Origin of the sequence: Pseudomonas sp. 10C3, from assembly GCF_036346185.1 — a bacterium.
Lineage (GTDB): Bacteria > Pseudomonadota > Gammaproteobacteria > Pseudomonadales > Pseudomonadaceae > Aquipseudomonas.
On sequence record NZ_JASJVE010000013.1, the window covers coordinates 52,085 to 78,044 of the forward strand.

A 25,960-nucleotide genomic window follows, 5' to 3' on the forward strand; every position below is an offset into this window, starting at 1 on the left:
GGTTCTGCCCAGTGTGCAAGCCACTGCGCGACACTACCTTGACCACCATCAACACAGAGCAACGACACCCAGCAGCCGTCCCTCACTTGAGCCGCAAACGCCGGGCCAGTTTGTGCAAATTGCTGGGATCGACCTCCAGAAGCCGTGCGGCACTGGCCCAGTTTCCCCCAGACACGCTCAAGGCGTGGAGAATTTTTTGTCGCTGGTAATCGTCCACAGCCTCGCCCAAGGGCTGGAATGGCACGTCAGGCGCAGCATCCAGCGGCAACTTGGCAACCGAGCCCTGTGACCCCATCGCGCTGTCGAGATCCAGGATCTCGGGCTCCAGCGTCATGATCAGGTTACGACTGGTGCCGCGGCTTAACTGCTTCAACGCGGCTCGACTGATCACATGTTCCAGTTCACGCACATTGCCCGGCCAGGCATAGCCCAGTAGCGCGCGCTCGGCCGCCGGCGACAGACGCAAACCGCGCAGGCCGAGCCGCGCCCGATTGAGTTCAAGGAAATGCCCAGCCAGCATCAACACATCGCTACCGCGCTCGCGCAGGGCCGGAATGGGCACTGGGTACACCGAGAGACGGTGATACAGATCGGCACGAAACAAGCCGTCGCGAATGCTGTCCGGCAAGTGTCGGTTAGTCGCGGCGATGATCCGTACATCGACATGCAGCGGCTTGTCGGCGCCCAGCCTCTGGATCTCGCCGTTTTGCAACGTGCGCAGCAATTTTGCCTGCACGCTCAATGGCAACTCCCCGACCTCGTCGAGAAACAGCGTGCCGCCGTTGGCCGCATCAAAACGTCCGGCGCGATCACTGGTCGCCCCGGAAAAAGCTCCTTTGACATGCCCGAACAACTCGCTCTCCGCCAGTGATTCCGGCAAGGCGGCACAATTGACATGCACCAGAGGCTTGTGACGCCGACGTGAAAGACGGTGCAAACGCCGGGCAAACAGTTCTTTACCGACCCCGGTTTCACCCAGTAGCAATACCGGTAGTTCGGAATCGGCCAACACCTCCAGCTCATTGAGCAACTGGCGCAACACGTCGCTCTGACCGAGAATTTCACCTTCTTCAGCGGGCATCCGCACGTCCTGATTATCGCTGCGCGACAAGCGCAAGCTGCGATTTTCCTGCTCGAGCCGGGTTACCCGCACGGCGGCCTCGATCTGCAACGTACAGCGTTTGAGCTCCTCCCGCGCGTGGCTGTCGAAGGTCCCTGCATGCAACGCATCGAGAGTGATCGCCCCCCATATCCGCCCTTCCACATACAGACTCACGCCCATGCAGTCATGCACTGGCAACGGTTCTCCGACATGGCCGTCGAGCAAGCCGTCATAGGGATCCGGCAGGCGGCTGTCGGGCTCGAACCAGGTGGGCTCGCGTGAGGCCATGATCGCCGCGAGTCGAGGATGCTGGGCGATGACAAACCGCCGCCCCAGCGCTTCGTGAACCAGTCCTACCGTCGCGACTGGCCTGAGGCTGTCATCGTCCAGACGCAGCAACCCCACGGCGCCACTGTGGAAGTACTCGCGCAGGGTGTGGACAAGCCGTTGCAAACGCACGGCATTCGGCAGCTCGACGATCAAGTCAGCAGCCAGGCTTTCACGCAGCATGGTAATAATCACCCTTTATGGTTCTGTTCACCCTAGGCTGCCAGGGTACTTATCACCACAACAAAAAATTAATCGAGTATTTTCAATAGGTTAACTATGGCATGCCGGATGCAAAAGGGTTGGTAACCTGTGAAACCTAAAAGGAAACCCGATGAGCCTGACCCTTCTGGACCAAAGTCTCGGCCAACTGGCCTGCGACATTCCCGGCGCCACCCGGACTTTTCACGCCTTCAATCTGGACTTCTGTTGCGGCGGGCAAAAAAGCCTGCGTGAAGCAGCCCTCGGCAAAGGCCTCGATCCCCTGCTGATTGCAGACGCGCTCCACGCCTTGCAAGACGCCGGTGAAACCCAACATGACTGGCGCAACGAAACCGAGGAACTGTTGATCGCCCATATCCTGGCGCGCTACCACGCCCGCCACCGCGAGCAACTGCCGGAACTGATCCGCCTGGCCCGCCGTGTCGAGCAGGTCCATGGTGCACGCAGCAGTTGCCCCAATGGGCTGGCCGACCACCTGCGGGACATGCAGCAAGAACTCGAAGGCCACATGCTCAAGGAAGAACAAGTGCTCTTCCCGATGCTGCAACAGGGAATGGGCCCCCGGGCCGCACCACCGATCCAGGTGCTGCGCTTTGAACATGATCAACACGGTGAAGCCCTGGAAAAAATGCTCGCCCTTACCGACAACATCACCCCGCCTGCCGATGCCTGCAATACCTGGCGCGCCCTTTATCGCGGGCTGCTGGAATTTCGAGACGACCTGATGCAGCACATCCATCTGGAAAACAACGTGCTGTTCGTCAAGGCCCTGAACCCTCGCCATTGATCACTTGCCTGCACTACAAAACCCGCGTCGGCCAACCGGTTGACGCGGGTTTTTCCTGGGTTGGATGAAGCTACGATGATGAGATGATCAACCGTGCCAATAGAACATGGCCTTGGCCAGGATCACGATCAACAGCATGTGTCCAAGAATGCTGCGGCGAATCCAGTTGGCGCGGACCGACGTCATCCGTGCGCTTTTCAGCCAATACGCCAGTAGCAAGTAATGCCCGATGATGCTCAAGGCCAGAACGATTTTCAGGCTCAATAGCGTGCCAAAACTGCTGGCCAGCGGCTGACTCAATACACCACGGTGCTGCCACGCCAGCCCGATGCCAGCGCCATACAACAGCAACACCACCCCATGCAGCACCTTGCGCGAGCGCACCGCAATCGCCTGATCCGCCATCAGTTGCCCACCGTTCGCCAACTGCTGGCGGGCGGAATGCCAGATGAACACCTCGAAAAACAGCGTGCCGATAAAGGCGATGGCCGCCAGCAGATGAGTGACCAGCAAAAAGGGATACATCATTGGCAACCTCCGTCAGTTCGTCTGCTCATCCTGGATGGCCATCAACCCGGGTCCGTAGCAGCATCGGTCCATAGCGCCAGGCATAGAGCGCAAACGCCAACGCCCAGCACAGCCCCGCCAGCCATAACGCCCCCAACGGAAACAACAGCACCAGCGCCACCCGACTCAGACATGCCAGGTTCAGCAAAATAAACGCCAGGGTCATGCCTGACGGCGGCTCCAGCGCACGACCGGTATGCCCCAGAGTGACCCGCGCGATCATCGCCAGAATCAAGCCGCCCATGGCACCTATCGTCAGGCAATGCACCGCCAGACTCGGGTTCACCGGCACACCGAAATGCCACAACGCCATGCCCACGCAGGCCACCGCCAACCAGCCATAGGCCAGGTGCAACGACCACAGCAACGGCACGCGCCAGAGCGCCCGATCATGCCAGCGAACCAGACGCAGCAAATGCCCTGCTGCCAACACTGCAAACAGCAGGCCGACCCATACATTGGGGTTAAGCGCAGGTCCGGCGGCATACAACAGCGCCACCAACGGTGAGCCCACCAACAACAAGCGATCAAGCCAGGGCCAGGCGGCAACGCCATTGACCCGACCGAGGCCGCGCTGGGTGAAAAACGGAATGATTCGCCCGCCGATCAAACCCATCATCGCCGCCACCAGCCAGATGCCAGTCAGAACGCCTTGACGCTGCCAGCCTTCATGGCCGTCAACCAGGCCGTACACAGACAACCCGTCAGCCGCGGTCAACAGCAGCAACACCAACACAATCGGGTAGTTCCGTTTCTGCCGCACCTTCCAGAGGGTGAAGCCCATGAGCGCCGCCACCGCCAGCGGGAAAGCCAGCTCCAGAACAGCGAGCAGTGGCCACGGCACATTCGCCAACCAGGCCAGTCGTGCGAACAACCACACCAGCGCCAGAGCCGCCAGCGGTCTGCCGCTGATGCCAGGACGACCGGTCCAGGTCTGCACGGCAGTCAGCAGAAAACCCGCGATAATTGCCAACGCAAAGCCGAACAGCAGCTCATGCCGATGCCACGCCAGCCAACCGCCTGCAGGCTGCCAACTGGATATCGCGCCACTCAAGGCTGCCAGCCAGAGCGGTATGGCCAGCAACGCCAGAAGACAGCCGACCAGGAAAAATGGCCTGAAGGCCAGGCGTAACAGCGGCACAATCGCCATCGCTGTACGGCGGTCAAGTACTTGCATAAAGCCACTCCTCTACCTTACTGCCAGCGGGTAAATCCCAGTTCAATCATTGGTATTAACGATGAGCGATATTTGTCACACATCAAGCTTGCAAACTGTCGGGGGGTTAGATTGACCGTCTGTAGCCCAATACGAGTCTGCAAAGGGCGTGCCCTAAAGCCAATCAGGGCCGAGCCGCCCCGCCTGCGGCGAGTGAGACAAGCACTCTCACCATGACAGCTGAATCATGCAGGGTAAAATTGACCATTTAATGGTTTTTTTAACCATAAAGCACAGGGTGTTTTTAACCTCGGTCTTTGATACCCGCCGTAAATAAGGGCCTCCGGGCATGGCCCGCGTCTTGCTCAAGCATGAAGGCTTTCAAAGAAACTTCCCCCCCACTCGATTACCCGGAGTCGTCATGAAAAAAGTCATTCAGCCACTGGCATGGTTTGTGGTTTTGACCTCGATCGTGGCCGTGGCCAGCGGTGTGTCTCTAGGCCTCATTTGACCTGATAGCCGTCCCTCTCCCCAACCTTCAGGATGAATTTTTATGGTGCTTCATCGCGTCCACCACCAAATTCTGCGCAGTCATCATTTGTTCGAGCCATTGAATGAAGAACAGATGGATGAATTAATGAGTACCAGCCACTTGCTGAGCATCGACAAAGGCGAGCCGCTGTTTCGCCAGGGTGAGCTGGCGGACTCGTTCTATTTCGTGATTGCCGGAGCGGTGAAGATCTACCGCCTGACGCCCGACGGGCAGGAGAAGGTGTTTGAAGTCATCGGCGATCGGCAAACCTTCGCCGAAGCGATGATGCTGATGGATACCCCAAATTATGTAGCATCGGCCGAAGCGGTCTGCCCCACTCAGCTCTACCGAATCTCCAACAACACCTACATGCACCTGCTGCAGAGCAATAGTCGATTGACCTTCGCCTTGCTCGGCAAGTTGTGTGTACGCCTGCACCAACGGGTCAACGAGATCGAAACCCTGTCGCTGAGAAATGCGACCCACCGGGTCGTACGGTATCTGCTGACGCAACTGATGCGCCTGCAAACCATTGACAGCCAATTCGAACTGCCAATGGCCAAACAACTGATTGCCGGGCATCTCTCGATCCAGCCGGAGACGTTTTCACGAATCATCCGTCGCTTGATCGACGAAAAAATCATCACTCAAGACGGTCGTCAGATCGAGATTCTTGATCGCCTGCGCCTGGAACAATTCGAGTGAGTGACATGCCCATATGTCTGTATTGCCAACACGCGAACCCTTCACAGGAGTCCGAATGCCACCAGTGCGGCATGCCCCTGCCGGCGCTGGCCGAACACGCCTCAGAACGTCGGCAGCGCCGATTCATGTGGTTCTGCATCGGCCTGACGATCTTTTGCGTGACGATGTTTTTCTGGCTGCCGCGCAGCATCAATTGAGCCGCACCGCGATGTTCAAGCCTGGGCTCAAGGCTGAGTCAGCTGGCGATACAGCTGCGGCAAACGCAGGGGGAGTTGTTCAGGCTGGCGGATCAAAGTGTAGCCATTGGCGCCAAACATATACGGCAAGTAATCGCCGGCCTCGCGGTCAATGGTGATACAGAACGGCGTCAATCCCTGACGCCGCGCCTCCAACACCGCCTCGCGAGTGTCTTCAACACCGTAGCGACCTTCGTAGAGATCCAGATCATTGGGCTTGCCATCAGTCAGTAGCAGCAACAGTTTGCGCCGCCGCTTGCAGCCACTCAGCAGTTGCGTGGCCTGGCGAATGGCTGCGCCCATACGCGTGTAATAGCCTGGTTTAAGCCCCTGAATTCGGCCGCGAGTGTTGTCGTCATAACGTTGGGTGAACGATTTGAGCTCCTGCATGCGCACCTGCTGACGACGCAGCGAGGAAAATCCGTACAGGGCGAAATCATCCCCCAGCACCGACAAGGTTTCACCAAACAGCAGCAGGCTGTCCCTGACCACATCGATCACGCGATGCTCATCGTTCAGGTGGGCATCGGTGGACATCGACACATCGGCCAGCAAAAGACATGCCAAGTCGCGACGCGTTTGCCGCTGCTCCATAAACAGCCCCCGTTCGGCGCACTGACCATGCTCACGTTCAACGTGAAAATCCAGCCAGGCCTGCATGTCCAGCTCTGAGCCCTGGGGTTGCTGGCGTAACCATTGGCGGTCATTGCGCAAGTGCTCGAACTGACGCCGCAAACGGTGCGCCGAGGCCTTCAGCCGTGACGGCAACGGTTGCGCCTCGCCATCGCGCGGCAGCATCATTTGCAGATTGACGAAGCCGTCCTGCATCTGCTGCTTGCGGTAGTCCCATTCCGGCAACTTGATGCCCTCGCCCAGCGGAATATCGTCGACATCGGCCGGGGGCAAGTCCAGGTGCAGCTTCAGGCCGCCACCTTTGCGCAGACGCGTACGCGACAGGGTCAACTCATCCAGGTCCTCGGCGATTCTGGCGGCGTCCGGGTCTTCGCTGTCGTCCGACCAACGATCCAGATCCACGTGTTCGGTCCAGCTGAACAGGTTCTCCAGACGCACCACCAACAGCCCGCCTTTGCTAGTGCTCTCGTCAATCCGCTTGGCGCGCTTGCGTCCGCCTTTCTGCTCGCCGGGAGGCGTAGCCAGATACTCTTCCGACTCTTCGCTCAGATCGGCGGCCTGCGGACTTGCGAGGTGCTGCGGTGGGTATAGCCACAACGGCAGCGGCCAAGCCGCCCGTTCACAGCGCGGAAAATGTTCGACACTGCCCGGTACGCGCAACGCCTGGCATAGCGCCCGCTCCAGTGCCGCTTCGCCGGCGCACAACGATGCCGGATCCGGGCGCAATTGCAGATGGGCATCGACCAAGCGTTTATAGCGAGAATGCAACGCGGGGTAGCGCTGCAGCAGCATCTGCGTCCAACGCTGATTGTCCCGACCCCAGTGACGCATCTGGCCGGCCTGTGCCGCCAGCAGCGCCAGCCAACGATAGAGTTCCTCATTCAATGCGACCTCAGGGAAGACCGCGAGGCTCGACGGTAGACGAAGATTATTCTCGTCGCACCAGGCCAATGGCACTTGCTTGCAGGTACCGGCGATCTGCTGCAGCACGTTGCGGCGCAGCAACAGATCACGGTCGCTGGCGGCTTCCAAACCTATGCCACTGGCGCCGCCCATGGCCCGAAACAACAGCGCCAGCGGTCGTTGCTGACTGACCAGCTCAACCCGCGCTTCCGGGAAATCCGGGCTGGCGCGCCGCGTGATGAAGCGATGCCAGACACTGCCTACCCACTCTTCCAGTTCGACGGTAAAGGCCATGGGATTCGTCCTTTTTGGACACCAAAAAAACGGCCCGCTGTATCAGCCGGGCCGACCTTTTCTAGCCGTTGTACCGGCTCATGAAGGGACAACAGCGGCCGGGGCGCGCATGGCTGCGCGACCACGCTGCTTGAAACTGAACAGATAACAGAGCAGCCCTGCGAGGAAACCAACACCGCTGGCCAGACGGGCCCAGAACAGCACTTGCAGATGATCGACAGTGGCCATGAACGGCAACGCGACCCCATCGACCGGCCAGCGTTGCAGGTAGATCTGGACAGCCCCGGCAGCGGTGAGGAACAGCGTGATCATCACCATCGATAGGGTCATCAACCAGAAGCCCCAGATCTCGAGGGTCTGCGAGCGCTCGTCCGCTGCTTCACCGAGCCCGCGCAAGCGTGGCATGGCGTAGCTGATCAAGGTCATCACGATCATCGCGTAAGCACCGTAGAAGGCCAGGTGGGCGTGAGCCGCCGTCAGTTGCGAGCCATGGGTGTAGAAGTTGACCGGTGCCAGGGTATGCAGAAAACCCCAGACGCCAGCGCCGAAGAAGGCCGTCACCGTGGTGCCCTTGGCCCACAGCGTCGCCGCGCGGTTCGGGTGTTGCCGACGACGTTTCTTCACCATGCTGAAGGCGAATATCACCATGGCCAGGAAGGGCAGCGGCTCCAGTGCAGAGAAGATTGAACCGACCCACAACCAAACCTCAGGCGCACCGATCCAGAAGAAGTGGTGACCGGTGCCGATGATCCCGGTAATCAGCGCCATGGCGATGATCACATAGAGCCATTTCTCGACCACTTCCCGATCCACACCGGTGATCTTGATCAGCACGAAGGCCAGCATTGAGCCCATGATCAGCTCCCACACGCCTTCAACCCAAAGATGCACCACCCACCACCAGTAGAACTTGTCGCGAGCCAGGTTTCCGGGGTTGTAGAAGGAGAACAGGAAGAACACCGCGAGACCGATCAACCCGGTCATCATGACCATGCTGATGGTGGTCTTGCGACCTTTGAGCAGGGTCATCCCGATGTTGTAGAGGAAGCCCAGACACACCACCACAATGCCCATCTTGGTGATGGTCGGCTGCTCCAGAAACTCCCGGCCCATGGTCGGCAGCAGCTCGTTATGGGTCAGCCTGGCCAAGCCCGCATAAGGCACCAGCAGATAGCCCAGAATCGTCAGCACACCCGCGGCGGCGAATACCCAGAACAGGATGATCGCAAGCTTGGGACTGTGCAGTTCGCGGTCGGCCTCTTCCGGAATCAGGTAGTAGGCGGCGCCCATGAAGCCGAACAGTATCCAGACGATCAGCAGGTTGGTGTGTACCATCCGCGCCACGTTGAAGGGAATGGCCGGAAACAGAAAGTCCCCCACCACGTATTGCAGGCCCATGATCAAACCGAACACCACCTGACCGAGAAACAGAATCAGGGCAAACACGAAGTAAGGTTTGGCCACGGCTTGCGAGGCGAATTTCAGATGTGGATTAGCAATACTCATCTCTCAGCCCTCCTTGTTTGGCGGCCAGCCATTGGTATTGATTTTCGAGCTCCATTTGAGGAACTCGGAGATGTCGTCCACTTCCTGATCGCTCAGGTTGAACTGAGGCATCGCTCGCCGACCTGGTACGCCCAGCGGCTGCATTTTCATCCAGGCATGCAGAAAGGGTTTGAAGCCCTCCTCTCCACCGCGCCGTTGGAACACGTTGCCCAGCTCAGGCGCGAAGTAAGCGCCCTCGCCCAGTAATGTGTGGCATCCGATGCAGTTGTTTTGCTCCCAGACCAACTTGCCGCGTACCACCGACTCGCTTAATTGCGCTTCATTGCTGCGCTCTGGAAAGGTCTGTTCCGTGTGATAGGTCAAGGCCAGAAATATCAGGAAAAAGAACACGCTTCCCCCGAAATAGATATTCCTGGCCATGCCTTTTGTGAAGGTCTCTGACATAGCCGCTTCCTCTTTGCTTGGCCTGTCCATGATAGGAAGCTAAGGGCTGAAACCTGCTTGATGGCGATCAAGAAAGTCCGATGGTTTTGGTCGGGTATAAATCTCCAGGCCATAGAATCGGCCCCAATGCCGTGTTCGGTCCGCCTGGCGTTGCCTGCGCTCAGCGGCTACGACACCAGGGTCAGTCCGACCCCAGCCGCCAGAACCACTCCCCAGCTCAACATCAACCTGCGCCACAGTCGCGGCGCGTGGCGCATTTCCATGAAGCCGTCGGCGATCAGCCAGGCCTTGCCGACGGCAACCAGCAAGATGGCAATGGACAGCTGCGTTGAGGCGCCAGCATGCCCCAACATCACGGTGCACACGCTTAAGGCAGCCAGCGCTGCCCAGCAGACGACCAGAACCCTGGAAGCGGCCATGAGAACCTCGTTAATTCAGAACGTAGACCAGCGGAAAAAGCACGACCCAGATCAGATCGACCATGTGCCAATAGAGCACGCCGGACTCCAGTCCGCTGAGGTTGTTGGTGCTGTACAGACGCCGCCGACAGCGCTCGGCCAACCAGCCGAGAATAAGCATGCCGAATAGCACGTGGAGGAAATGAAATCCGGTGAGGATCCAGTACAGGGTGAAAAACGTGTTGTGTTCCAGGTTCAGCCCTGAGGCCAGCAAGTGCCGGTATTCGGTGAGCTTCAACACCACGTAGACACTGGCAGCCAACAGCGCCCCCAGCAGAAAGACCCCGCCGCAACGTGCCCGCGACTGCCTGACCTGTTCCTGAGCCAGCGCGGCGAACAGTCCTGCGGTGAGCAGACTCAAGGTCATTGCCAACCCAGTGGAACTGTTTAGCAACTGGCGGCTTTCGCTAAACATCTGGGGTTTCAGTGCCTGGGTCCCCGCGAACACGAGGATCAGGATCGCGAATACCGAGAGCTCGGCGAGGATAAAAAACCACATCGCCAGATCGCCCGGTAAATATCCCTGAGACGCGGTAGCGGTTTCAGGAGAAGTGGACATCAACCACGTCCATCAGCGCGGCAACGGTCAGCGGATCATCGCTCAGCGGTTCAGCCAGACAGGCCATGCACGCCTCACGCGGGCTCATCCCGGAATGGATCATTCTTGCCGTGAAAATCAGCAACCGGGTGGATGCGACCTCTTCCAAGTCATGTTGATCCAGCCGTCTCAGGGCCTGTCCCAACCTGACCACCTGCGCCGCCAGCGCGACGTCCACCTGGGCCTCTCTGGCGACAATGCGCTCTTCATCGGCCACCGGCGGATAGCCGAAGCGCATCGCCACGAAGCGCTGTCGGGTGCTGGGTTTCATGCCTTTGAGCAGGTTTTGGTAACCGGGGTTGTAAGACACCACCAGCATGAAGGACGGCGGCGCCTGCAGAATCTCCCCGGTGCGCTCCAGGAACAGCTCTCGACGATCATCGGCCAGCGGATGCAAGACCACCACCGTGTCCTGACGCGCCTCGACCACTTCGTCGAGGTAACAGATGCCGCCTTCACGCACCGCACGGGTCAGCGGCCCATCCTGCCACCAGGTGCCCTGTGCACCAATCAAATGACGGCCGATCAGGTCGGCAGCGCTCAGGTCGTCGTGGCACGCCACAGTGTACAGCGGCAGTTTCAGCCGATGGGCCATGTGCTGAACAAACCGGGTCTTGCCGCAGCCCGTGGGGCCTTTGATCAGGACCGGCATGCCATGTCGCCAGGCTTGCTCGAACAGCGTCTCTTCATTGTCCAGTGGTTGGTAGAACGGTTCGGCCTTGTGTTCGAAAGAATGCGTACGGTCCATGGGCACCTCATGCAAAAGCAGGACTCAACAGCGAGTGTGAGGGCCACGCTACGGGTGCCCATGACAACCTGGCAAGCGACATGGCCGGCAAACTTGATCGCCGTCAAACGGTGCGTGAAAACTGCCCTTTTTGTTCGCCGCCGAGATAGGCGTCAAACGCCATAGCGGCACTGCGCATCATCAAATGCCCTCGCGGCAATAGCACCAACGCATCCTCGTGAATCTGCAGCAGCCCGTCGCTAACATGCTCGTCCAGTTGCGCCAGCGCATCGGCAAAGTACTCGGTAAAGCGTATGCCATGCTGCGTTTCAAATTTTTCGAAACTGATCCGGCCGTGACACATCAGATCGCTGATCAGCTCGCGACGCAGCATGTCATCGGCGCTCAACCTGTAGCCTCGATGCACAGGCAATAGCCCTTGATCCAGACGCGCGTAGTACTGGGAAAGCTCCTTGACGCTCTGGCTGTAGCTATCACCGACCTTACCGATAGCGGATACGCCAAGGCCGATCAAATCGCAGTCGGCATGGGTTGAATAGCCCTGAAAATTGCGTTGCAGGGTGCCGTTTGCGCGGGCTAACGCCAGCTCATCTTCCGGTAAGGCAAAATGATCCATGCCGATATAGACATAACCGGCCTCGGTCAGACGGCGGATGGTCAGTTCAAGCAATTCCAGCTTGCGCTCAGGTGGCGGCATGTCCGCTGGGCGAATCAGCCGTTGCGCGCGCACCAGTTCCGGTAGATGAGCATAGCTGTAGGCGGCAATCCGGTCCGGACGCAGTGCGATGATCTTGCCGAGGGTGACATCGAAACTCTTTACGGTTTGCAACGGCAGGCCGTAAATCAGGTCGACACTGACCGACTTGAATCGAGCCTGACGAGCGGCCGCGACCAGCGCATAAATCTGTTCTTCGCTTTGCTGCCGATTAACTGCAGCTTGCACGTCGGGGTCGAAGTCCTGCACGCCGAAGCTCAGGCGATTGAAGCCCAACTGGCGCAGCGATTGAATCTGCTCGGTGCTGATGGTGCGCGGGTCGACTTCAATGGAGAACTCGTGATCATCACTGTCATCCATATCAAAGGCTTGATGCAGGCAGTCCATCAGGTCAGCCAACTGCTCGTCGGTCAAATACGTCGGCGTGCCACCGCCCAGGTGCAGTTGCGTGAGTTTGCGGGTGCTGTCGAACAAGGCCGCCTGCATGACAATTTCACGTTTGAGGTACGTCAGGTATTCGACGGCGCGATGAGTTTTCTGGGTGATGATTTTGTTGCAGGCACAGTAGTAGCAAAGACTCTTGCAGAACGGAATGTGGATATACACCGACAGCGACTTGGGAACGGCCGCCTGATTACTGTCCCGGGCAGCGCGCTGGTAGTCGTCAACGGCAAACGCCTGATGAAACTGTGGCGCGGTGGGATAAGAGGTATAGCGCGGCCCTGGGCGGTCATACTTTTCGACCAGGGCTCGATTGAAATCAAACGCAGAATTCATGATCAATCAACTCTCAGTTGGGTTAATGCCTTGCATCGCCCAAATCCTTTTCAAACAGGTTGCAGATGGCATCCACTTCCGGCCGACCAGCAGGAAGAATGCAAATAAAACGGTCTGACAGCTCAATCAACCCATCCCGACTCAATTGCTCCAGCAAAGGCCAGGCGGATGAAAAGTACTGGCGAAAAATAAGTCCATAACGCGTTTCGATGGCATGGATATGCAGCTCAAGGTCACACGCCAGGCGCTCCATGACCATTTCTCTAACCTGATCACCGGCCTCACAGCGCCAGCCACGACAGGTTGTCAGCTGCCCCCGGTCCAGTTGTCGCTGGTAGTGCTGCAGATCGTCAGTGTTTTGCGCGTACAAATCATCAATCTGACTGATGGCGCCTATCCCGAAGCCGACGTGATCGCAATAGCCGTGGCTGGTGAAGCCCTGACAGTTACGGCGTAACCGGCCTCTTTCCTGAGCGATCGCCAGATCATCATCGGGCCTGACAAATTGCCCCAAGCCGATGTAGTGGTAGCCTGCAGCACCCAGCTGCTCAAAACATATCTGGCGCATCGCACTTTTATCGTCCTGGCTGCACGGCGCTCCGACGTTGTCCCCGATCACCGGCCGATAGCGTTGTGGCGGCTGGGCATAGTCGAACACCTGGAGCCTGTCCGGCTCCAGCGCGATAATGGTCGCCAGCTTCAGCGCGAAGCTCTCGGGCGTCTGCCATGCATGACCATAACCGAGATCAACATTGATGGATCGATAGCCGAAGGTGCGCGCGGCATCGATAAGCGACTGGATCGGAGCCGGGTTCTGATAACAGGCAACTGACATTTCACTGTCAATACCGATGTCTGGAACACCGATACTGACGTGATTGAAGCCCTGATCGCGCAGCAAACCCATAGTCGCCCAGTCAGTATGGTGAAGATCCACCTCAATGCTGTAGTCGCCGCAATCATGGTCGAGAAAGTTGAACCTGTTGCGCAGATGTCTCATCAGCCGCTGCACATCGGCAATCGCGGGTGTACCGCCGGCCAGATGAAACTGCTCGACCCGTTGCTCGGCACCCAGGTGGCAACCGACCAGATCGATCTCATGCTCCAGACGTTGAAGGTACTGTTCGATACTGCTGCGCTCACACGCGATATCGCGCGGGGAACACACCGAAGGCTTCAGGCTGGAGGGTAACTGCACGTTCAGGGACAGCGGGCGTTGTTTCTGACGACTGCCGCGCAATGCACGAAGCAAATCCAGAGAGCCGATACCGCCATGAAATTTTTGAGTGTCAGCATGACAGTTTGGGTTGAGCACGCCGTGATCGCGCCGAATGTTCAGCTCGCTGGGGGTGTGAAATAAATCGAGCATGACGGTCTCCGAGACTGGCTGCGGGTCGCCAGTGTCAGGGTTTACCGGTCGATGCTCCTTGATTTGTATCAAGCACCTGCCTTTTGCGTAACGTGAAAAGAATGATGACGGGGCTGCAAAGCGAATTCGCCCCCTCACACCTCTATCCGACGCACGCTATTGACCCTCTCCAAGAAGACCAAGCCGATAAGCCCATTGCGTCATATCTGCAGCGTTGTGTGCGTCCAGCTTTTTCATGACATTGAGTCGATGGGTCTCCACGGTCTTGAGACTGATACACAAGATTTCGGCAACATCGCGATTACGGGACCCTTCGGCGACCAATTTGAGTACCTGGCGCTCGCGCTCGGTCAGTGTAATGCCGCTGGCGGTTTCACCGCTATTGCGCAGAGCAATGACCTGGGAGGCGTCGAGGCCAGCATCAATAAAGATCTTCCCTGCACGAACCTGGGTGATCGCTTGCAGCAGGTCATCTCTGCGACTGCGCTTGAGTACATAACCGACCGCGCCGGCTTCCAGCGCCAGAGCCGCATGGTGCTCTGAGACGTCGGATGTCAGGGCTATGATCAATATTTTCGGCCAGCGTCTGCAAATCAGGGTCAGTGCCGACACCCCGTCGAGCAGTGGCATCTTCAGGTCCATCAGGACCACATCGGGCTGCAAGCTGCGACACAGGGCAATGGCCTCATGACCATCTTGCGCCTCACCCACCACAACTATTCCAGGGGCATTGGCAAGCAAGGCGCGCAAGCCTTCGCGGATCATCCCGTGATCGTCGACGATCAATAAACGGCAGTCAGGCATTGTTTGGATATCCAGTCTCGGAAAGGGCAACAGGCTGGCGGGCAGCAAGAATCGAACGGTGTCTGTCCAGTTGCAGCATTGCGGCGGTCATCGCCGGGACGTTTGATTGCGAGGCAGCTTGTTCCATCAAAGCAGCACTTGTTTCAAGACCCTGCTCTCCGAATTGTCCGGCGCTACCCTTGAGGCTGTGAGCGATACGCGCGACTGCGCCATGATCGGACCGTACTACGGCATCATTGAGCTGAGCCAACAGCGCCAGGCAATCTTCGATGAACAGGCGCTGCAAGCGTGGCGTGCGCAACGGATCCTGTTCATCGACCATCGATAAGGCAGGCGCAATGGATGCCGTCACTGTAGGGGGCAGCGAGGGTGCGACAGTGCACAACTCCATCCCGCGCTCCAGCTGTCGCACAATCACGCGCGTTATCGCATCGAACAACTGCATAGGCAGCACCGGCTTGGCCAGGTAGTCATTGGCACCGGCCTCAATAAAACGCTCACGATCACCGCTCATGGCGTTGGCTGTCAGGGCGATGACGTAAACCTCCTCATCCAGCGCACCCGACTGCCCGGAGCGCAGTTGACGGACCGCTTCCATACCGTCCATTCGCGGCATTTGCCCGTCCATCAACACCGCATCGAAAACCTTGCGGGCGAGTATTTCAAGGGCCTCGACCCCGTCGCGGGCAAGGCTGACCCGATGGCCGAAACGTTCCAGGAACAGCTGCGTGATTTCCCGATTGGTGGCGATATCATCGACGACCAACACATCAAGACCGTATTCATGACGCTCAAGGGTCCGTAAAGGAGAGAGCGCTTCGTTGAGCGTCGGAGTGGCGCCGCTCTGGACCTCGCACAAGCTCCGATAGAAATGCTGGCGACGCAGCGGCCTGACGACGCACGCTGCCAGACCATGGGCGCGCAGTTCATCGGCAGACATCAACGACTCGACATGCGAAGCCATCAGCACGATGCGCGCGGATGCCAGCTGCGGATCAGCACGGCATAGGCTGGCGAACGCCACACCATCGATGAAAGGCAAACGCCAATTCACCAATACCAGATCGAACATGACGCCCAGCTGTGCTTGCTCACGCATCATTTTCAATGCATCTTCAGCAGACGCGGCCCCTTGGCACAGCATCTGCCACTGGCCGAGGATCCCCATCAACGCCTCTCGCTCATCAGCGTGCTCATCAACCACCAAGGTCCGTAAACCCCACAACCTCGGGGCGTCGGCCGCCCGGGCCGGGCAGTTGGGCAATGGCAACATCAGGCTGAATGTCGACCCCACACCTGGCTGACTCTGCAACTCGATAACACCGCCCATGAGCCCCGCCAGACGTTGGCTGATCGACAAACCAAGGCCGGTGCCGCCGTACTTCCGAGTGGTGGACGCATCCGCCTGCAAAAAAGCGTCGAACACGGCAGCCTGTGCCGCCGGTGCAATACCGATGCCGGTGTCGACGACCTGAAACCCGAGCATCTCATCGTCACCCCGCCAAACCGCCAGCTGGATCGAACCGCAGGCCGTGAATTTGACGGCATTACTCAAGAGGTTAAGCAAAATCTGCCGCAGTCGCCACGGATCTCCCAGCACCTGCCCCGGCACATTGGTAGCGATCTGGCAGATCATTCGCACGCCCTTTTCAGCGGCGCGCGGTGCCAATAGCTCCGTGACCTCTTCCACCACCTCAGTCAGATCGAACTCGATCCGCTCGATATTCAGATTACCTGACTCAATTTTGGAGAAATCCAGAATGTCGCTGATCAACGCCAGCAAGGCTTCGGAATTTTCGCGTATAGCCTTGACGAAATGCCGCTGCTGAGGCGCCAGCGGCGTGTCCGCCAATAGATGGTTCATGCCAATGACAGCGTTCATCGGCGTACGAATTTCGTGACTCATGTTAGCCAGGAATTGGCCTTTGAGCTGATTCGCCTGGTCTGCCGTTCTACGGGCGGTTTGCAGCTCGTGAGTGCGTACTTCGACCAGATTTTCCAGACCGGCTTGCTGGGCCTGCAACGCATCGAGCAACCCGTTATAGGCCTTGGCGAAGCGCCCGAGTTCGTCTTCTCGAACCACTGGCAAACGGCGCGAGAGATCATCACCACGAAGCGTAAGTTCAATTTCCCGGGCAAACAGGGCCAGTGGCCGAGCCAACTCCCGACGCAATACCAGGAGCAAACCGAGGGTCAGCAAGATGAAACCGATCACCGCAAAAGGCACTTCTCTGAGAATCAGCCCCAGCGCACCAGCGCGTAATTGCGCTTGAGGATAGAGCGTCAACAGATACCAGTTCGGTTGATTCAGTCGAGCGATGACCATAGGTGTGTCGTCATCGAAACGACCGATCTGCGGGAAATCGGTCTTGACAGAAAAGCCCGCGACCAGATGTTTCAGCGCATCCGGAGATACCGCGTCCATCGACTTGCCGGAAAGGTCGGCAACCCGTCGACCGTGTGCATCCAGAAGCAGACTTGGGTAGCCGTTGAGCAACTGCTCAATACGCGCCAGACGTTCATCAAGCTTCAACTCATAACCCGTCATGAACAATGGCTTGCCTGACGTATCCCTCGATACCACAGCAACACTGATTAACTGTCGATTCAGCAGTGGGTCGTAATTCGGCCCATCCCAGACGACATCGGGACCGCCGGGTGTCAGACGTTCAAACAGCTCCCGCAAATGAGCGGTGCGGGCCTGCACAAAACCTGAAGGGATGTCGACTTCGGTAGAGAAAGCCGCGCCGACCTCTGGAAAATAGAAAAACGTATCCACGGTCATCGACTGACCGGCCGTACCAAACGCTTCAGCCGCAGAGGCTGCGCGAGCCAACATGTCGATGCTGGCGGCGCTGTCAGCATCGCTTTGCTGCGCCTGGTTGAGTACCCAATGCATGGTGCTGCGCTGAAAAATGTTGCTGCCAAACTCTTTGGCCGCGCCATTGTTCCAACGCGTCATGAGCCGCTTGGCGCCCTCCTCCGCGTCTCGAAAATCATCGTTATCCACGCTGGAGAGCAGGCGCAGGCGCTGACTGAGATCATCCAGCGCCTCGCTTTGCAACTGCTGATAAGTCCGCCAGGCGCTGAGCCCGGCGGCCACACACCAGCTCAAGGCCAGAACAAGCGCCAGTACGCAGGTAATGCGCAACGCCAGAGAATTTCGCCAGCCCTTCATCGCATGCCGACTGTGCTAGAGGCAGTACTGTCAAGCTTTGCAGCAACCCCCATCTTGTTAGCAATGTCACGAATAGCCCGTTGTGCGGCCGCATCGTCGCGCAGCGACACCACCAGCAGCCTCTGCCCTGTCCCACCAGCCCCCGTTTGCAGCGGCTCGCGTTGGGTAGCGAAACCGAGCGTGCGCAATTGTGCTTCAAGGTTTCTCAAGCGCTTCTCGTTGTCATAGATCCCAATATCCAGACGCAGGCCTTCACCCGCTGCAAAACCTGTATCAACCGGCCTCGGCGTCCAGCACCAGGCGATTTGCGTTGGCGGCTGAATACTCGCAAGACTTTGCTGAACCGGCGAACCCTGGGCTGCCAGACTGACATTCATCGCTGCTGCCTGAGTGTCCATGGCTGTGAGCTGCCCTGCGATGCTGTTCAATCGTTCATTGATAACGTTGACCTGGATCTGCAACTGATCGGCCTGGCGATACTTGTCCAGCAAAGCCTGCCCTCCCTCCTGACGGTAGGTCAGCTGAATGCCGATCAAGTTCTCGCTGCCCATCACATTGCGCTGGCTCGGGAAGTCATTGACGGTAAAGGTGTGTTGCCCCCCGTTGAACAGCCGCAGGAAATCCACGAACGCGCGGTCTCCGGTCCAGTGTTTGGTCAGCTTGAAGTTGGCGAAGCTGATTTCCAGAGCGACGTCCGAACAGGCTCCCGGCGCCCAGACAAAACTGGCGCTGGTCGGGAAGTTGAAGTTATCCAGTACCGTTGAACGACCACTGCACTGCATCGTCAGACGCGTCTGCTGCGGCAGCGAACGGGCGCTGATATTGACCTGAGACGGCGTAGCGGATAGCTCAACCACCGCCGCGGTGGCCTGCATCGTCGCAATACTCTGCTTGAGCTCGGCCCGTTGCGCGGCCAGGGTCTTCTGCTCGGCATCCAGAGCCTGCTTGCTTTGCTGCTCGGTAGCTAGTTGAGCCTGGCTTTGCCGCTGAGCACTGACGAGATCGTTCTGGGCATGTTGCATGCGACTGACATACGCATAGAAAGCCCCAGTCAATGGAATCTGAACGCCCAGTGCTTCACGCCCGCTGTAGCGCTGTACATCGCGCTGCAGGAAGGCTTTCACCGAACCATTCATGAAAACCGGCAGCTGCCCACGATCGCCATAAAGCAATTCATTGAGCATGACCGGATCACGCACACCCTGGATTGAGCTGAGCAACTGCCCACTCCAGTCACTTTGCAGACGGCAGGCCGCCACTTCGGACGCGTAGTGCGAGGCGAAATCAAGCTGCCCCGTTAGCAGCGACCAGACCACATCCTCTCGCGGATCAGGACCTTTGAGTGACTGAATCAAATCGACACGAATAGTATCGGCATCCCAAAGCGGCGCAGATTTGACTGCAGGATCGGCACCAAAGCCCCAGGTATCGAGCGCGACCTGGAAAGCTTGCGCATCGCTTTTCTGCAGGTCGATGACAACACCTTTCATCAACTGCTGAAATTTCGCCAGGGTTCGGGCCTGTGTCAGCTCGTCACGCACGACATTCACGCCCGTTTTGACAGAACCTCCACTGGCCATGCCCTTGAGCACATCGCCGCCCAGGGCGTTGGTGACTTTCAAGCTGCCCAGCGCGCCAGCATCGGCATGCAGATCGTCGTTACTGGCCAGTTTGAGCAGACGATCCATCGCCACCGCCCGACTGGCCCATGGAGCCCGATGTTCAATCGGAATCAGCGCAAACCGCTCCGCACTGCGGTGCAGCAGCTTGAAGAACGGATCATTGGGAGTACCGACCACACTCAGGGTTTGCTGCCAGTCGCTACGGGTTTTCAATCGCGTTTGCGCGCTCAGCAGGCTGCCCTGGATAAAGCGATACCAGGCATCCTGGGTATCGCTCTGATACTGATCCAAAAACCGTATCCTTTGCGCCTTCCACACATTCTGATCGCGACTGGCCCGACCCAGTTCATCGATAAAACCCAGAATCGCACTGTGCCCTTGCAAGGTAAAGGCCCCGGAAAGGCTCAAACCTGGGTTGTCGGTGTCGGCCCAGTATTCGCTGAGCAGGATCGGCTGTAGATTGCCCTGAAAGTCCGCCCACGCCGTCAGCCACGTCAAGGGACGACCCTCAAGCCCCATGTTTTCGAGCTGGCCCAGCAAGGCAGCCCGCTGGCTCTGCATCTGCGCCATATCGGTTTGCCATTCCAGATAAGAGCGATAGCTGGTTCCCAGGGTCACCAGTTGCCCAGCGCTGATCGGGGTTTTAGAGCCGTAGATCAGATTCAAAAAACCCACCTCCGACCCCGGCACCGGCAGTTCGTCCATGGACTGATTATTCAGGCGTGCGTCGAGCAGATTGATCCGACGCACGAGAAACTCTGCGTAAGCGGCAATCAATCGAGGATCACCGCTGTTCAATGCGTTGCGCAGGTTTTGCGAAATGAAACCATCGAATACGGGGGTGCGTATTTCGCTGTCGAAGAGCCTTACGTAGTCAGAACGATAGTGTTCCTGTACTCGCTCGATGTGGCGTGAGAACGGTAGCAAACTACGCCAGCCACCCTGTTGCTCGTTAGACAGGTTGATCAGCGCCTGCCGGAAACGGCGCAACGCATCCAGATCGGTTTCCATCCCGCCTGCAAAGTCTTCAGTCGCGGGAGGCTCGTTAAGCGCTTCGGTGAGCACCGCCTGGGTATGACGGTCGGCATAAACCATTAATGCGCCGAACCCGAAGCAAAGCCCCAGCCAGCCAATGACTGCGGCATGAGCAAGCAGACGCCGCCAACGATGCCAGCTATCGATGGACTGATAAGCATAACGTTGCCCTGGCAACAGTTGCCCCAGCAGATCATGGCTGAACCAGCCTTCATGCTGAGCGTCGGCATCCAGCCCTTGACCGGTAAGGAATAGCCCGCACAGCAGAGGCGGCTCGCTGTAGGGATTAGCGTCAAAGGCCGGCAACAAAAGCTTTTCTAGACGCGGCCGCAAATCGCCGATGCGTTCCGGCAGGCTAAAAGCATCTGGGTCAGGCACGCCGCGCACGCCCAGTTCTATGCGTAGATCGAACAACCGCTGGCCAAGTCCGCCAAACATTTCATCGAGAAACGCGCCCGCCCCGCCAGCACGGTGCTGGCTGAGCAAACCAAAGGGTTGCTCACGCTGTGGCGGTGTCAATGCGGCACCCCACTGGGCGAAACCAGGCACGGCTTCGGCACCCGTAATGATGAAATACACCGGTAGCCTGGCACCGAAAACCTTCACCAAGTCATCCAGACGGCGACGCAGATTGTGTCCCTGTTCGGCCAAACGCTCATCAGAATCGGTCAACAGGCGTTTGCTGTCGATCACCAGCAACACACCGTTGAGCGGCTCGCGACGCCGCGAACGCAGCAGCCAGTAAAGCAAACGCCGCCATTCCGGGCCAGCGTCGCTATTCCCTTCAGCCAAGCGGCCTGCAGGATCGATGATCACACCCCGTTCGAGGAACCACCAGTCGAGCGTTCCAGTAGGCATTGCCTGCTTGCCACGACTGGTCGAGCGCAATGCCGAAGTCAATCCACTGTTGACCAACACGCTGCTTTTGCCACTGCCACTCTCACCCAGCATCAGGAACCAGGGCAGCACGTACAGCGGTGAACCCAGTCGACTCAGACGCGAATGGCGCAGCATGCGCACACCGCTGTTCCAGTCCTGATCCAGGTTGGGAGCCTCATCGCGACGACTCTGTGGCAACTCGCTTTTCATTCGCGCACGCAAGCGCCAGGCGTACCAGCGTCGCCCGATCCAACGGGCGACCAGCGCCAACAGAATGGTCCCGATAAAAATGGCCGGCACGTACCACAGCGGCCAATCCTCATAGAGTGCCAGCCCCCAAAGCACCAACGCAAAACTTGCCAGCAGCAACACCCAGAGCAACAAGACCCCCGCTTTCTTCAACATCAGCGCATCTCCAGCAATTGGCTGACTTGTCGACCCAGCGAGAGGTCGAAACTGATGTAAAGCACGGTCAACACAATCAAGGGAATCCCAATCAGCAGAAGCAGCGAAATACCGGGCAAGCCACGGCGTACCACACGAACCCGTTTCGGTAGCTGGTCTTCGGGTTGTTCAAAGAGGTGGCTGGTGGCATCCAGCGGCACCATTTTGTTATCGAGGATGATCCGTTCCAGGCACAACCGGCGGTACTGAGCCAGCTCGCCACCCGGACGTGTCGCGTAGCGGCCCTGAAAGCCGCTCAACAACGCCAGACCAAAAACCTCACGGGCACCCACCGCCGCTTCGGGCAACGCCTCCAGGCGCTGAAAGAACTCAACGCCGGCACGACTGGTTGAAAAGTAATGACGTTGCAACGGCGCACGACGCCATTGTGCAGCGCCTGGCCAATCACGAGACATGGCTGTTTCGTCGACCCAGGCCACCACAGCGAACAGTGCCTCGCGCACATCAGCCTCGGTAAAGTGCAATTCGCGGGCACGATTGGCAGCGGCGTCGAGCAGCACGATCAGCCCCGGCGCGAGGGTTTCGTAGGATTGCGCAGGATCGATGACGCCACTTTTGGCAGCGTCAAATATCGACATCCAGCATTCAGCCAGGCGGGGATTGATCATGTACGCACCACCACCAGATCGATGATCAAGTCAGCCGGCGGCTGGGGCAGGAAAAACGCAGCCTGACGCTCGTGCTGCAGCGCTTCCCAGCCATCACTGAGTGTCTCCAGGCGGAAGTACAATGCCCCCGCTACCCTCGGCAGACCTTGTGGGGGCACCTGGAGGTAGATCAGTTCAATACCGGGTAACGCGCGATTGACCAACCCTTCCATGACGCTGACCGCCCCCAGCTTGCCATCCAGCGGTAAGCCCTCGGCCAGCCACACAGGGTCGACCGCGCTGCGAGCCACCAGGAAATAACGATGACGCGGGCCGAAAAAGGCGTCCGGCAACTCGGCTTGATAGAGACCTTCCTGCAATTGCAGGCGCACAAGCAACTCGGAGCCGATACTTATTTCATTGAGTTGCTGGCCGATCAGGGCCACCAGGGCAATGGTCGCGACCCCGGCCTCTTCATGCTTGTAAGGCGGCACCAGCAAGCGGCCATCAGGGGTTTCACCGAGCATGTCGCAGACGTCGGAAAACAGGCTCAACTCACCGACCAACTGGCGCAGGGTGCCGTAAAGCTGCCACGGCGAAACCTGCGGCGTTTCCAGCATGTGGGTCAGCAATGGGCCATAACGGTTCAGTACCGCCAGGGCCATCAGATGGTTGACCTGAGCACCGTCGAAATCGCCCCGACGCGATTCACCCGGCTGCTTGTACACCGACAGCTGTCGCGCCCGGCCGACCAATTCGTCGCGAACTTCGCGCAGGGTTTGCAGCAACATCGGTGACGCTGCCAGGTTGACCGACGGCGGCACATAGCGCTGCGCAGGTCGCACGCGGTCGCCGTCGAGGTCAAGACGGGCAATCGGCAACAATTCATACGCGCTCAGATGCTCCAGCTCGTCTTCCCAGAACAGCCGCAACACGTAAGACATTGGGCGCACCCGCGCTTCCGGGGAATTGCCGAGACGGTCACCGATCACTTCCGGGTCAGCGGCCACGACAAAGCGCGCTTCCGCCCGAGAACCGTCGGACAGTGTCTCGAACACTTGCGCGTTGGCATCGCCTGGCAGTAAGCGGCGCAGACCCACAAACAGCGTGCGGCCGCCACTGAAGTCGCCCAAGTCCAGGGTACGCGACTCCAGCACCGCATTACCTGGATACTCAGCCAACGTGCCTTCGGGGAAGCGCACCGACAATTGATCCAGCAGGCACTGTTTGGCAACCAATGCAGATTCGTTGATCTTCAGGGAGATCAAGCCCCACGGGTAAGGATGGTTCAACTCCGTGGTGCGGGTCAGACGATGCTCGATACGGGCATCGTTCTGTTGAAAATGCTGAGGCTGGAGAAACAAGCCCTGGTGCCAATACAACAACTGATCGATATTCATAGGGCTCGCGTTCGGGCAAAAGATTGAAAAAAAGTGGCGACTGCAACGCTCACGATAAAAAAGTCAGTCCTGTGCGCCCGGCAGGCGCACCTCGCCTTCTCTGGGTTGCACAGGCTTGGGCAGCGCAAGACGACTTTCCTTGCCACGCAGCAGAGCCTCGGACCCTACGAGCAGGTCAATGGCGATGGGGCGCGGCGTGGCGGTCCAGGTTTTGCTGAAGAAACCAGTGGAAGTAACGTCGACGCCGATCTGATACAGCTTGGCGCTGCGCATCGGGTCCAGGTGGGCGTAGCCTGCCGAGATGCCGACCATCTTCGCGCCCTCGAGCCGAGGCAGACTCAACTGCTTGCTCTGACCCGGCTCGATGAACAGCCGCGTGAGGCCGATCATTCCGGTCGGCGCGCTGTTCATCAGCAACAGACTGCTCAATTGCTGGGAACTGCCGGTGTAGGCCGAAAACGCACTGATCTGATCGAACTGCGTGACCACCACCAACAGGTTATGCGCCTGGCCGTCGTACTGATTGAGGTCGTTATCGGCGGTAAAGCTCAGCTCGATGGCATTCTCGGTGTAGTCCCATTTGAGTTCGGTGAGGGCCTTTTGCTCGGGGGTGAGTTCCTGGCTGCTGCAGGCGGTGAGCAGCAGACAGAGTGTGAGCAGTATCGCGAATACCTTAATCATTCGAGCACCAGTGCTTGTGTCGGCGCTTTGCACCTATTGAAAGCAGTGAAGCGGGTCGTCACCCCTCCACTTTTAAGCATGTTCATCACACCACTCCTCTAACCCAATTTTATCCATTCGCCATCAGGGCGACTGTTACTTCAAGGTGATTGACTCAGGACATGACCATGACCACGGTCTGGCTTGGCGCAGAGACCATGCCCATGGTGTTGGGCGGGGTTCCGTTGTGAGCTGTCTGAGAGGTGAGCCGCACGGCGGGCATGCCACCAACCATGACCGTGGCGCTGCCATCAATAAACGCCATCGAGCCCATTATTTTGCCGCTCACCACGCCCCCCGCCGCGCCAGCCTGATCGCCATTGCTCAACAAGACCTTGCTCATGAGATTCATTGCAGGCAAACCACAGACCAAAACCGCCATTACCAACCCGCCTGGATCAGCCATGGATGTATCAGCCGTATTGGGATAAGGCATTGGCATCGGCCCCGCAGGCGTAGGCGTTTTGCAGATGTCAGGCACCGTGGAATTTGCGGTCGCTCCGCCATTGTTGAGCATGTACATAGCTACGTCCTTTTCAGCCCAGTTTGATTCGTTCGCCGCTTACGGCAACGGTGACTTCGCCAAACAAATCAAGCGTCTCGCCGCGCAGGCTCCAGTCTTTGTCGACTCGCTGGCGAAGCGACCCCGAGGTCAGTTCCTCATGACCTTCGACTTCACGGCGGCTCTGAATGTAGCTAGCGGTATGTCGCACAGCTTTTTCGCAATGCCTGATTGCGCTGTCGTTGCGCTCGCTCCAATAGTGGTCAGAACGCTCTCCAGTGACGCTGAGCGTCGTGACGCCGACTTGAGCCTCAGCGAAATGCGCCACCGCCTGATCGGCACGCAGTGCAAGCATGGGGCCCGTATCCAGCGAAAGGCCGTCTCGGGCTTCAATGCTCAATGCGCCGCTGGGCAGGTTGAAATGCACGTCACCCTCTACACGCAGTTGAGCAGGTTGCAGTTGAGTGCGCTCCAGAACGCTAAGGATGTAGCCGTCCTCCCCCGCCAGAGTAATAAGCACCGTGTCGCCGACGGCAGGCTGAAGCAGGCAACCCATGGCCGGTTTCAACCAGTAGCGATAGCCTTGAGTGCTGACGACGCCAAAACGTTCGCCGCTGACCGCATTGATCTGTGCATGGCGCAACACAGCAGGGGTGTCGATAAAGTTCAGGGCTTCTTGCATCGCTGGT

At 58.5% G+C, this 25,960-nt stretch carries 22 protein-coding genes; 3 read left to right on the forward strand and 19 right to left on the reverse strand.

The genetic code is table 11. The annotated features are described in order from the left end of the window. Nucleotides 1-82: 82 nt before the first annotated feature. Nucleotides 83-1,612 carry a nitric oxide reductase transcriptional regulator NorR gene (norR, locus tag QN399_RS14160; protein WP_322216723.1) on the reverse strand — a complete coding sequence of 510 codons (1,530 nt, stop codon included), beginning with the start codon at nucleotides 1,610-1,612 and terminating at the stop codon, nucleotides 83-85. A 151-nt stretch (nucleotides 1,613-1,763) separates the two neighbouring features. On the opposite strand from norR, the gene ytfE reads away from it, so the two are divergent. Beyond that, entirely contained in the window at nucleotides 1,764-2,438 is a 675-nt protein-coding gene (gene ytfE, locus QN399_RS14165; RefSeq protein ID WP_322178860.1) for an iron-sulfur cluster repair protein YtfE, read from the forward strand. An 87-nt stretch (nucleotides 2,439-2,525) separates the two neighbouring features. Here ytfE and QN399_RS14170 read toward each other — a convergent pair whose 3' ends face one another. After that, nucleotides 2,526-2,963, reverse strand: a complete 438-nt coding sequence (locus tag QN399_RS14170) for a hypothetical protein (protein ID WP_322217796.1) — start codon at nucleotides 2,961-2,963, stop codon at nucleotides 2,526-2,528. A gap of 28 nt (nucleotides 2,964-2,991) precedes the next feature. Continuing rightward, complete coding sequence (locus QN399_RS14175) at nucleotides 2,992-4,182, reverse strand: NnrS family protein (RefSeq protein WP_322178859.1); 1,191 nt, start codon at nucleotides 4,180-4,182, stop codon at nucleotides 2,992-2,994. Nucleotides 4,183-4,714: 532 nt separating this feature from the next. Here QN399_RS14175 and QN399_RS14180 point away from each other — a divergent pair. Beyond that, nucleotides 4,715-5,398 (forward strand): Crp/Fnr family transcriptional regulator, encoded by a 684-nt coding sequence (locus tag QN399_RS14180; RefSeq protein WP_322178858.1) that lies wholly within the window; start codon nucleotides 4,715-4,717, stop codon nucleotides 5,396-5,398. 5 nt (nucleotides 5,399-5,403) lie between these two features. Then, nucleotides 5,404-5,595, forward strand: a complete 192-nt coding sequence (locus QN399_RS14185) for a protein DnrP (protein ID WP_322217798.1) — start codon at nucleotides 5,404-5,406, stop codon at nucleotides 5,593-5,595. Between the two features lie 27 nt (nucleotides 5,596-5,622). Here QN399_RS14185 and QN399_RS14190 read toward each other — a convergent pair whose 3' ends face one another. The 16 genes from QN399_RS14190 to QN399_RS14265 form a co-directional block, all read right to left on the reverse strand. After that, entirely contained in the window at nucleotides 5,623-7,464 is a 1,842-nt protein-coding gene (locus tag QN399_RS14190; protein WP_322178857.1) for a VWA domain-containing protein, read from the reverse strand. Nucleotides 7,465-7,542: 78 nt separating this feature from the next. After that, a complete protein-coding gene (locus QN399_RS14195) occupies nucleotides 7,543-8,970 on the reverse strand; it encodes a cbb3-type cytochrome c oxidase subunit I (RefSeq protein ID WP_322178856.1) in 1,428 nt (475 codons plus the stop codon). Between the two features lie 3 nt (nucleotides 8,971-8,973). Next, entirely contained in the window at nucleotides 8,974-9,414 is a 441-nt protein-coding gene (locus tag QN399_RS14200; protein WP_322178855.1) for a cytochrome c, read from the reverse strand. A gap of 167 nt (nucleotides 9,415-9,581) precedes the next feature. Beyond that, a complete protein-coding gene (locus QN399_RS14205; protein WP_330201068.1) occupies nucleotides 9,582-9,833 on the reverse strand; it encodes a cytochrome C oxidase subunit IV family protein in 252 nt (83 codons plus the stop codon). 10 nt (nucleotides 9,834-9,843) lie between these two features. After that, nucleotides 9,844-10,431, reverse strand: a complete 588-nt coding sequence (locus tag QN399_RS14210; protein WP_330201069.1) for a cytochrome c oxidase subunit 3 family protein — start codon at nucleotides 10,429-10,431, stop codon at nucleotides 9,844-9,846. Then, nucleotides 10,415-11,218 (reverse strand): AAA family ATPase, encoded by an 804-nt coding sequence (locus QN399_RS14215; RefSeq protein WP_330201070.1) that lies wholly within the window; start codon nucleotides 11,216-11,218, stop codon nucleotides 10,415-10,417. Before QN399_RS14215 ends, QN399_RS14210 begins: the two co-directional genes overlap by 17 nt. A 103-nt stretch (nucleotides 11,219-11,321) precedes the next feature. After that, nucleotides 11,322-12,710, reverse strand: a complete 1,389-nt coding sequence (hemN, locus tag QN399_RS14220) for an oxygen-independent coproporphyrinogen III oxidase (RefSeq protein WP_330201071.1) — start codon at nucleotides 12,708-12,710, stop codon at nucleotides 11,322-11,324. Between the two features lie 22 nt (nucleotides 12,711-12,732). Continuing rightward, nucleotides 12,733-14,079 (reverse strand): coproporphyrinogen III oxidase, encoded by a 1,347-nt coding sequence (locus QN399_RS14225; RefSeq protein WP_330201072.1) that lies wholly within the window; start codon nucleotides 14,077-14,079, stop codon nucleotides 12,733-12,735. 156 nt (nucleotides 14,080-14,235) lie between these two features. Continuing rightward, on the reverse strand, nucleotides 14,236-14,883 hold the full coding sequence (locus QN399_RS14230) for a two component system response regulator (RefSeq protein ID WP_330201073.1): 648 nt from the start codon (nucleotides 14,881-14,883) through the stop codon (nucleotides 14,236-14,238). Continuing rightward, complete coding sequence (locus QN399_RS14235; RefSeq protein WP_330201074.1) at nucleotides 14,876-18,061, reverse strand: response regulator; 3,186 nt, start codon at nucleotides 18,059-18,061, stop codon at nucleotides 14,876-14,878. The genes QN399_RS14230 and QN399_RS14235 overlap by 8 nt, the downstream gene beginning before the upstream one ends. Next, nucleotides 18,058-22,002: a type VI secretion protein IcmF/TssM N-terminal domain-containing protein gene (locus QN399_RS14240; protein WP_330201075.1), complete on the reverse strand. Its 3,945-nt coding sequence runs from the start codon at nucleotides 22,000-22,002 to the stop codon at nucleotides 18,058-18,060. Before QN399_RS14240 ends, QN399_RS14235 begins: the two co-directional genes overlap by 4 nt. Continuing rightward, on the reverse strand, nucleotides 22,002-22,670 hold the full coding sequence (locus tag QN399_RS14245; protein WP_322216786.1) for a DotU family type IV/VI secretion system protein: 669 nt from the start codon (nucleotides 22,668-22,670) through the stop codon (nucleotides 22,002-22,004). The genes QN399_RS14240 and QN399_RS14245 overlap by 1 nt, the downstream gene beginning before the upstream one ends. Then, entirely contained in the window at nucleotides 22,667-24,049 is a 1,383-nt protein-coding gene (gene tssK / locus QN399_RS14250) for a type VI secretion system baseplate subunit TssK (protein ID WP_322216789.1), read from the reverse strand. Before tssK ends, QN399_RS14245 begins: the two co-directional genes overlap by 4 nt. A 63-nt stretch (nucleotides 24,050-24,112) precedes the next feature. Then, on the reverse strand, nucleotides 24,113-24,730 hold the full coding sequence (gene tssJ, locus QN399_RS14255; RefSeq protein ID WP_322178840.1) for a type VI secretion system lipoprotein TssJ: 618 nt from the start codon (nucleotides 24,728-24,730) through the stop codon (nucleotides 24,113-24,115). 154 nt (nucleotides 24,731-24,884) lie between these two features. After that, on the reverse strand, nucleotides 24,885-25,292 hold the full coding sequence (locus QN399_RS14260; RefSeq protein WP_322178839.1) for a DUF4150 domain-containing protein: 408 nt from the start codon (nucleotides 25,290-25,292) through the stop codon (nucleotides 24,885-24,887). A gap of 13 nt (nucleotides 25,293-25,305) precedes the next feature. Beyond that, a complete protein-coding gene (locus QN399_RS14265; protein WP_322178838.1) occupies nucleotides 25,306-25,953 on the reverse strand; it encodes a DUF3540 domain-containing protein in 648 nt (215 codons plus the stop codon). Nucleotides 25,954-25,960 lie beyond the last annotated feature (7 nt).

Excerpts from the sequence above, each read along its gene's own strand:
- QN399_RS14200 (WP_322178855.1), bottom strand. The coding sequence starts at position 9,414 with ATGTCAGAGACCTTCACAAAAGGCATGGCCAGGAATATCTATTTCGGG.
- QN399_RS14185 (WP_322217798.1), top strand. The coding sequence starts at position 5,404 with ATGCCCATATGTCTGTATTGCCAACACGCGAACCCTTCACAGGAGTCC.
- tssJ (WP_322178840.1), bottom strand. The coding sequence starts at position 24,730 with ATGATTAAGGTATTCGCGATACTGCTCACACTCTGTCTGCTGCTCACC.
- QN399_RS14190 (WP_322178857.1), bottom strand. The coding sequence starts at position 7,464 with ATGGCCTTTACCGTCGAACTGGAAGAGTGGGTAGGCAGTGTCTGGCAT.
- QN399_RS14180 (WP_322178858.1), top strand. The coding sequence starts at position 4,715 with ATGGTGCTTCATCGCGTCCACCACCAAATTCTGCGCAGTCATCATTTG.
- QN399_RS14235 (WP_330201074.1), bottom strand. The coding sequence starts at position 18,061 with ATGAAGGGCTGGCGAAATTCTCTGGCGTTGCGCATTACCTGCGTACTG.
- QN399_RS14205 (WP_330201068.1), bottom strand. The coding sequence starts at position 9,833 with ATGGCCGCTTCCAGGGTTCTGGTCGTCTGCTGGGCAGCGCTGGCTGCC.
- QN399_RS14240 (WP_330201075.1), bottom strand. The coding sequence starts at position 22,002 with ATGTTGAAGAAAGCGGGGGTCTTGTTGCTCTGGGTGTTGCTGCTGGCA.
- QN399_RS14225 (WP_330201072.1), bottom strand. The coding sequence starts at position 14,079 with ATGCTCGATTTATTTCACACCCCCAGCGAGCTGAACATTCGGCGCGAT.
- QN399_RS14175 (WP_322178859.1), bottom strand. The coding sequence starts at position 4,182 with ATGCAAGTACTTGACCGCCGTACAGCGATGGCGATTGTGCCGCTGTTA.
- ytfE (WP_322178860.1), top strand. The coding sequence starts at position 1,764 with ATGAGCCTGACCCTTCTGGACCAAAGTCTCGGCCAACTGGCCTGCGAC.
- QN399_RS14210 (WP_330201069.1), bottom strand. The coding sequence starts at position 10,431 with ATGTCCACTTCTCCTGAAACCGCTACCGCGTCTCAGGGATATTTACCG.
- QN399_RS14230 (WP_330201073.1), bottom strand. The coding sequence starts at position 14,883 with ATGCCTGACTGCCGTTTATTGATCGTCGACGATCACGGGATGATCCGC.
- tssK (WP_322216789.1), bottom strand. The coding sequence starts at position 24,049 with ATGAATATCGATCAGTTGTTGTATTGGCACCAGGGCTTGTTTCTCCAG.
- QN399_RS14195 (WP_322178856.1), bottom strand. The coding sequence starts at position 8,970 with ATGAGTATTGCTAATCCACATCTGAAATTCGCCTCGCAAGCCGTGGCC.
- norR (WP_322216723.1), bottom strand. The coding sequence starts at position 1,612 with ATGCTGCGTGAAAGCCTGGCTGCTGACTTGATCGTCGAGCTGCCGAAT.
- QN399_RS14215 (WP_330201070.1), bottom strand. The coding sequence starts at position 11,218 with ATGGACCGTACGCATTCTTTCGAACACAAGGCCGAACCGTTCTACCAA.
- QN399_RS14265 (WP_322178838.1), bottom strand. The coding sequence starts at position 25,953 with ATGCAAGAAGCCCTGAACTTTATCGACACCCCTGCTGTGTTGCGCCAT.
- hemN (WP_330201071.1), bottom strand. The coding sequence starts at position 12,710 with ATGAATTCTGCGTTTGATTTCAATCGAGCCCTGGTCGAAAAGTATGAC.
- QN399_RS14170 (WP_322217796.1), bottom strand. The coding sequence starts at position 2,963 with ATGTATCCCTTTTTGCTGGTCACTCATCTGCTGGCGGCCATCGCCTTT.
- QN399_RS14245 (WP_322216786.1), bottom strand. The coding sequence starts at position 22,670 with ATGATCAATCCCCGCCTGGCTGAATGCTGGATGTCGATATTTGACGCT.
- QN399_RS14260 (WP_322178839.1), bottom strand. The coding sequence starts at position 25,292 with ATGTACATGCTCAACAATGGCGGAGCGACCGCAAATTCCACGGTGCCT.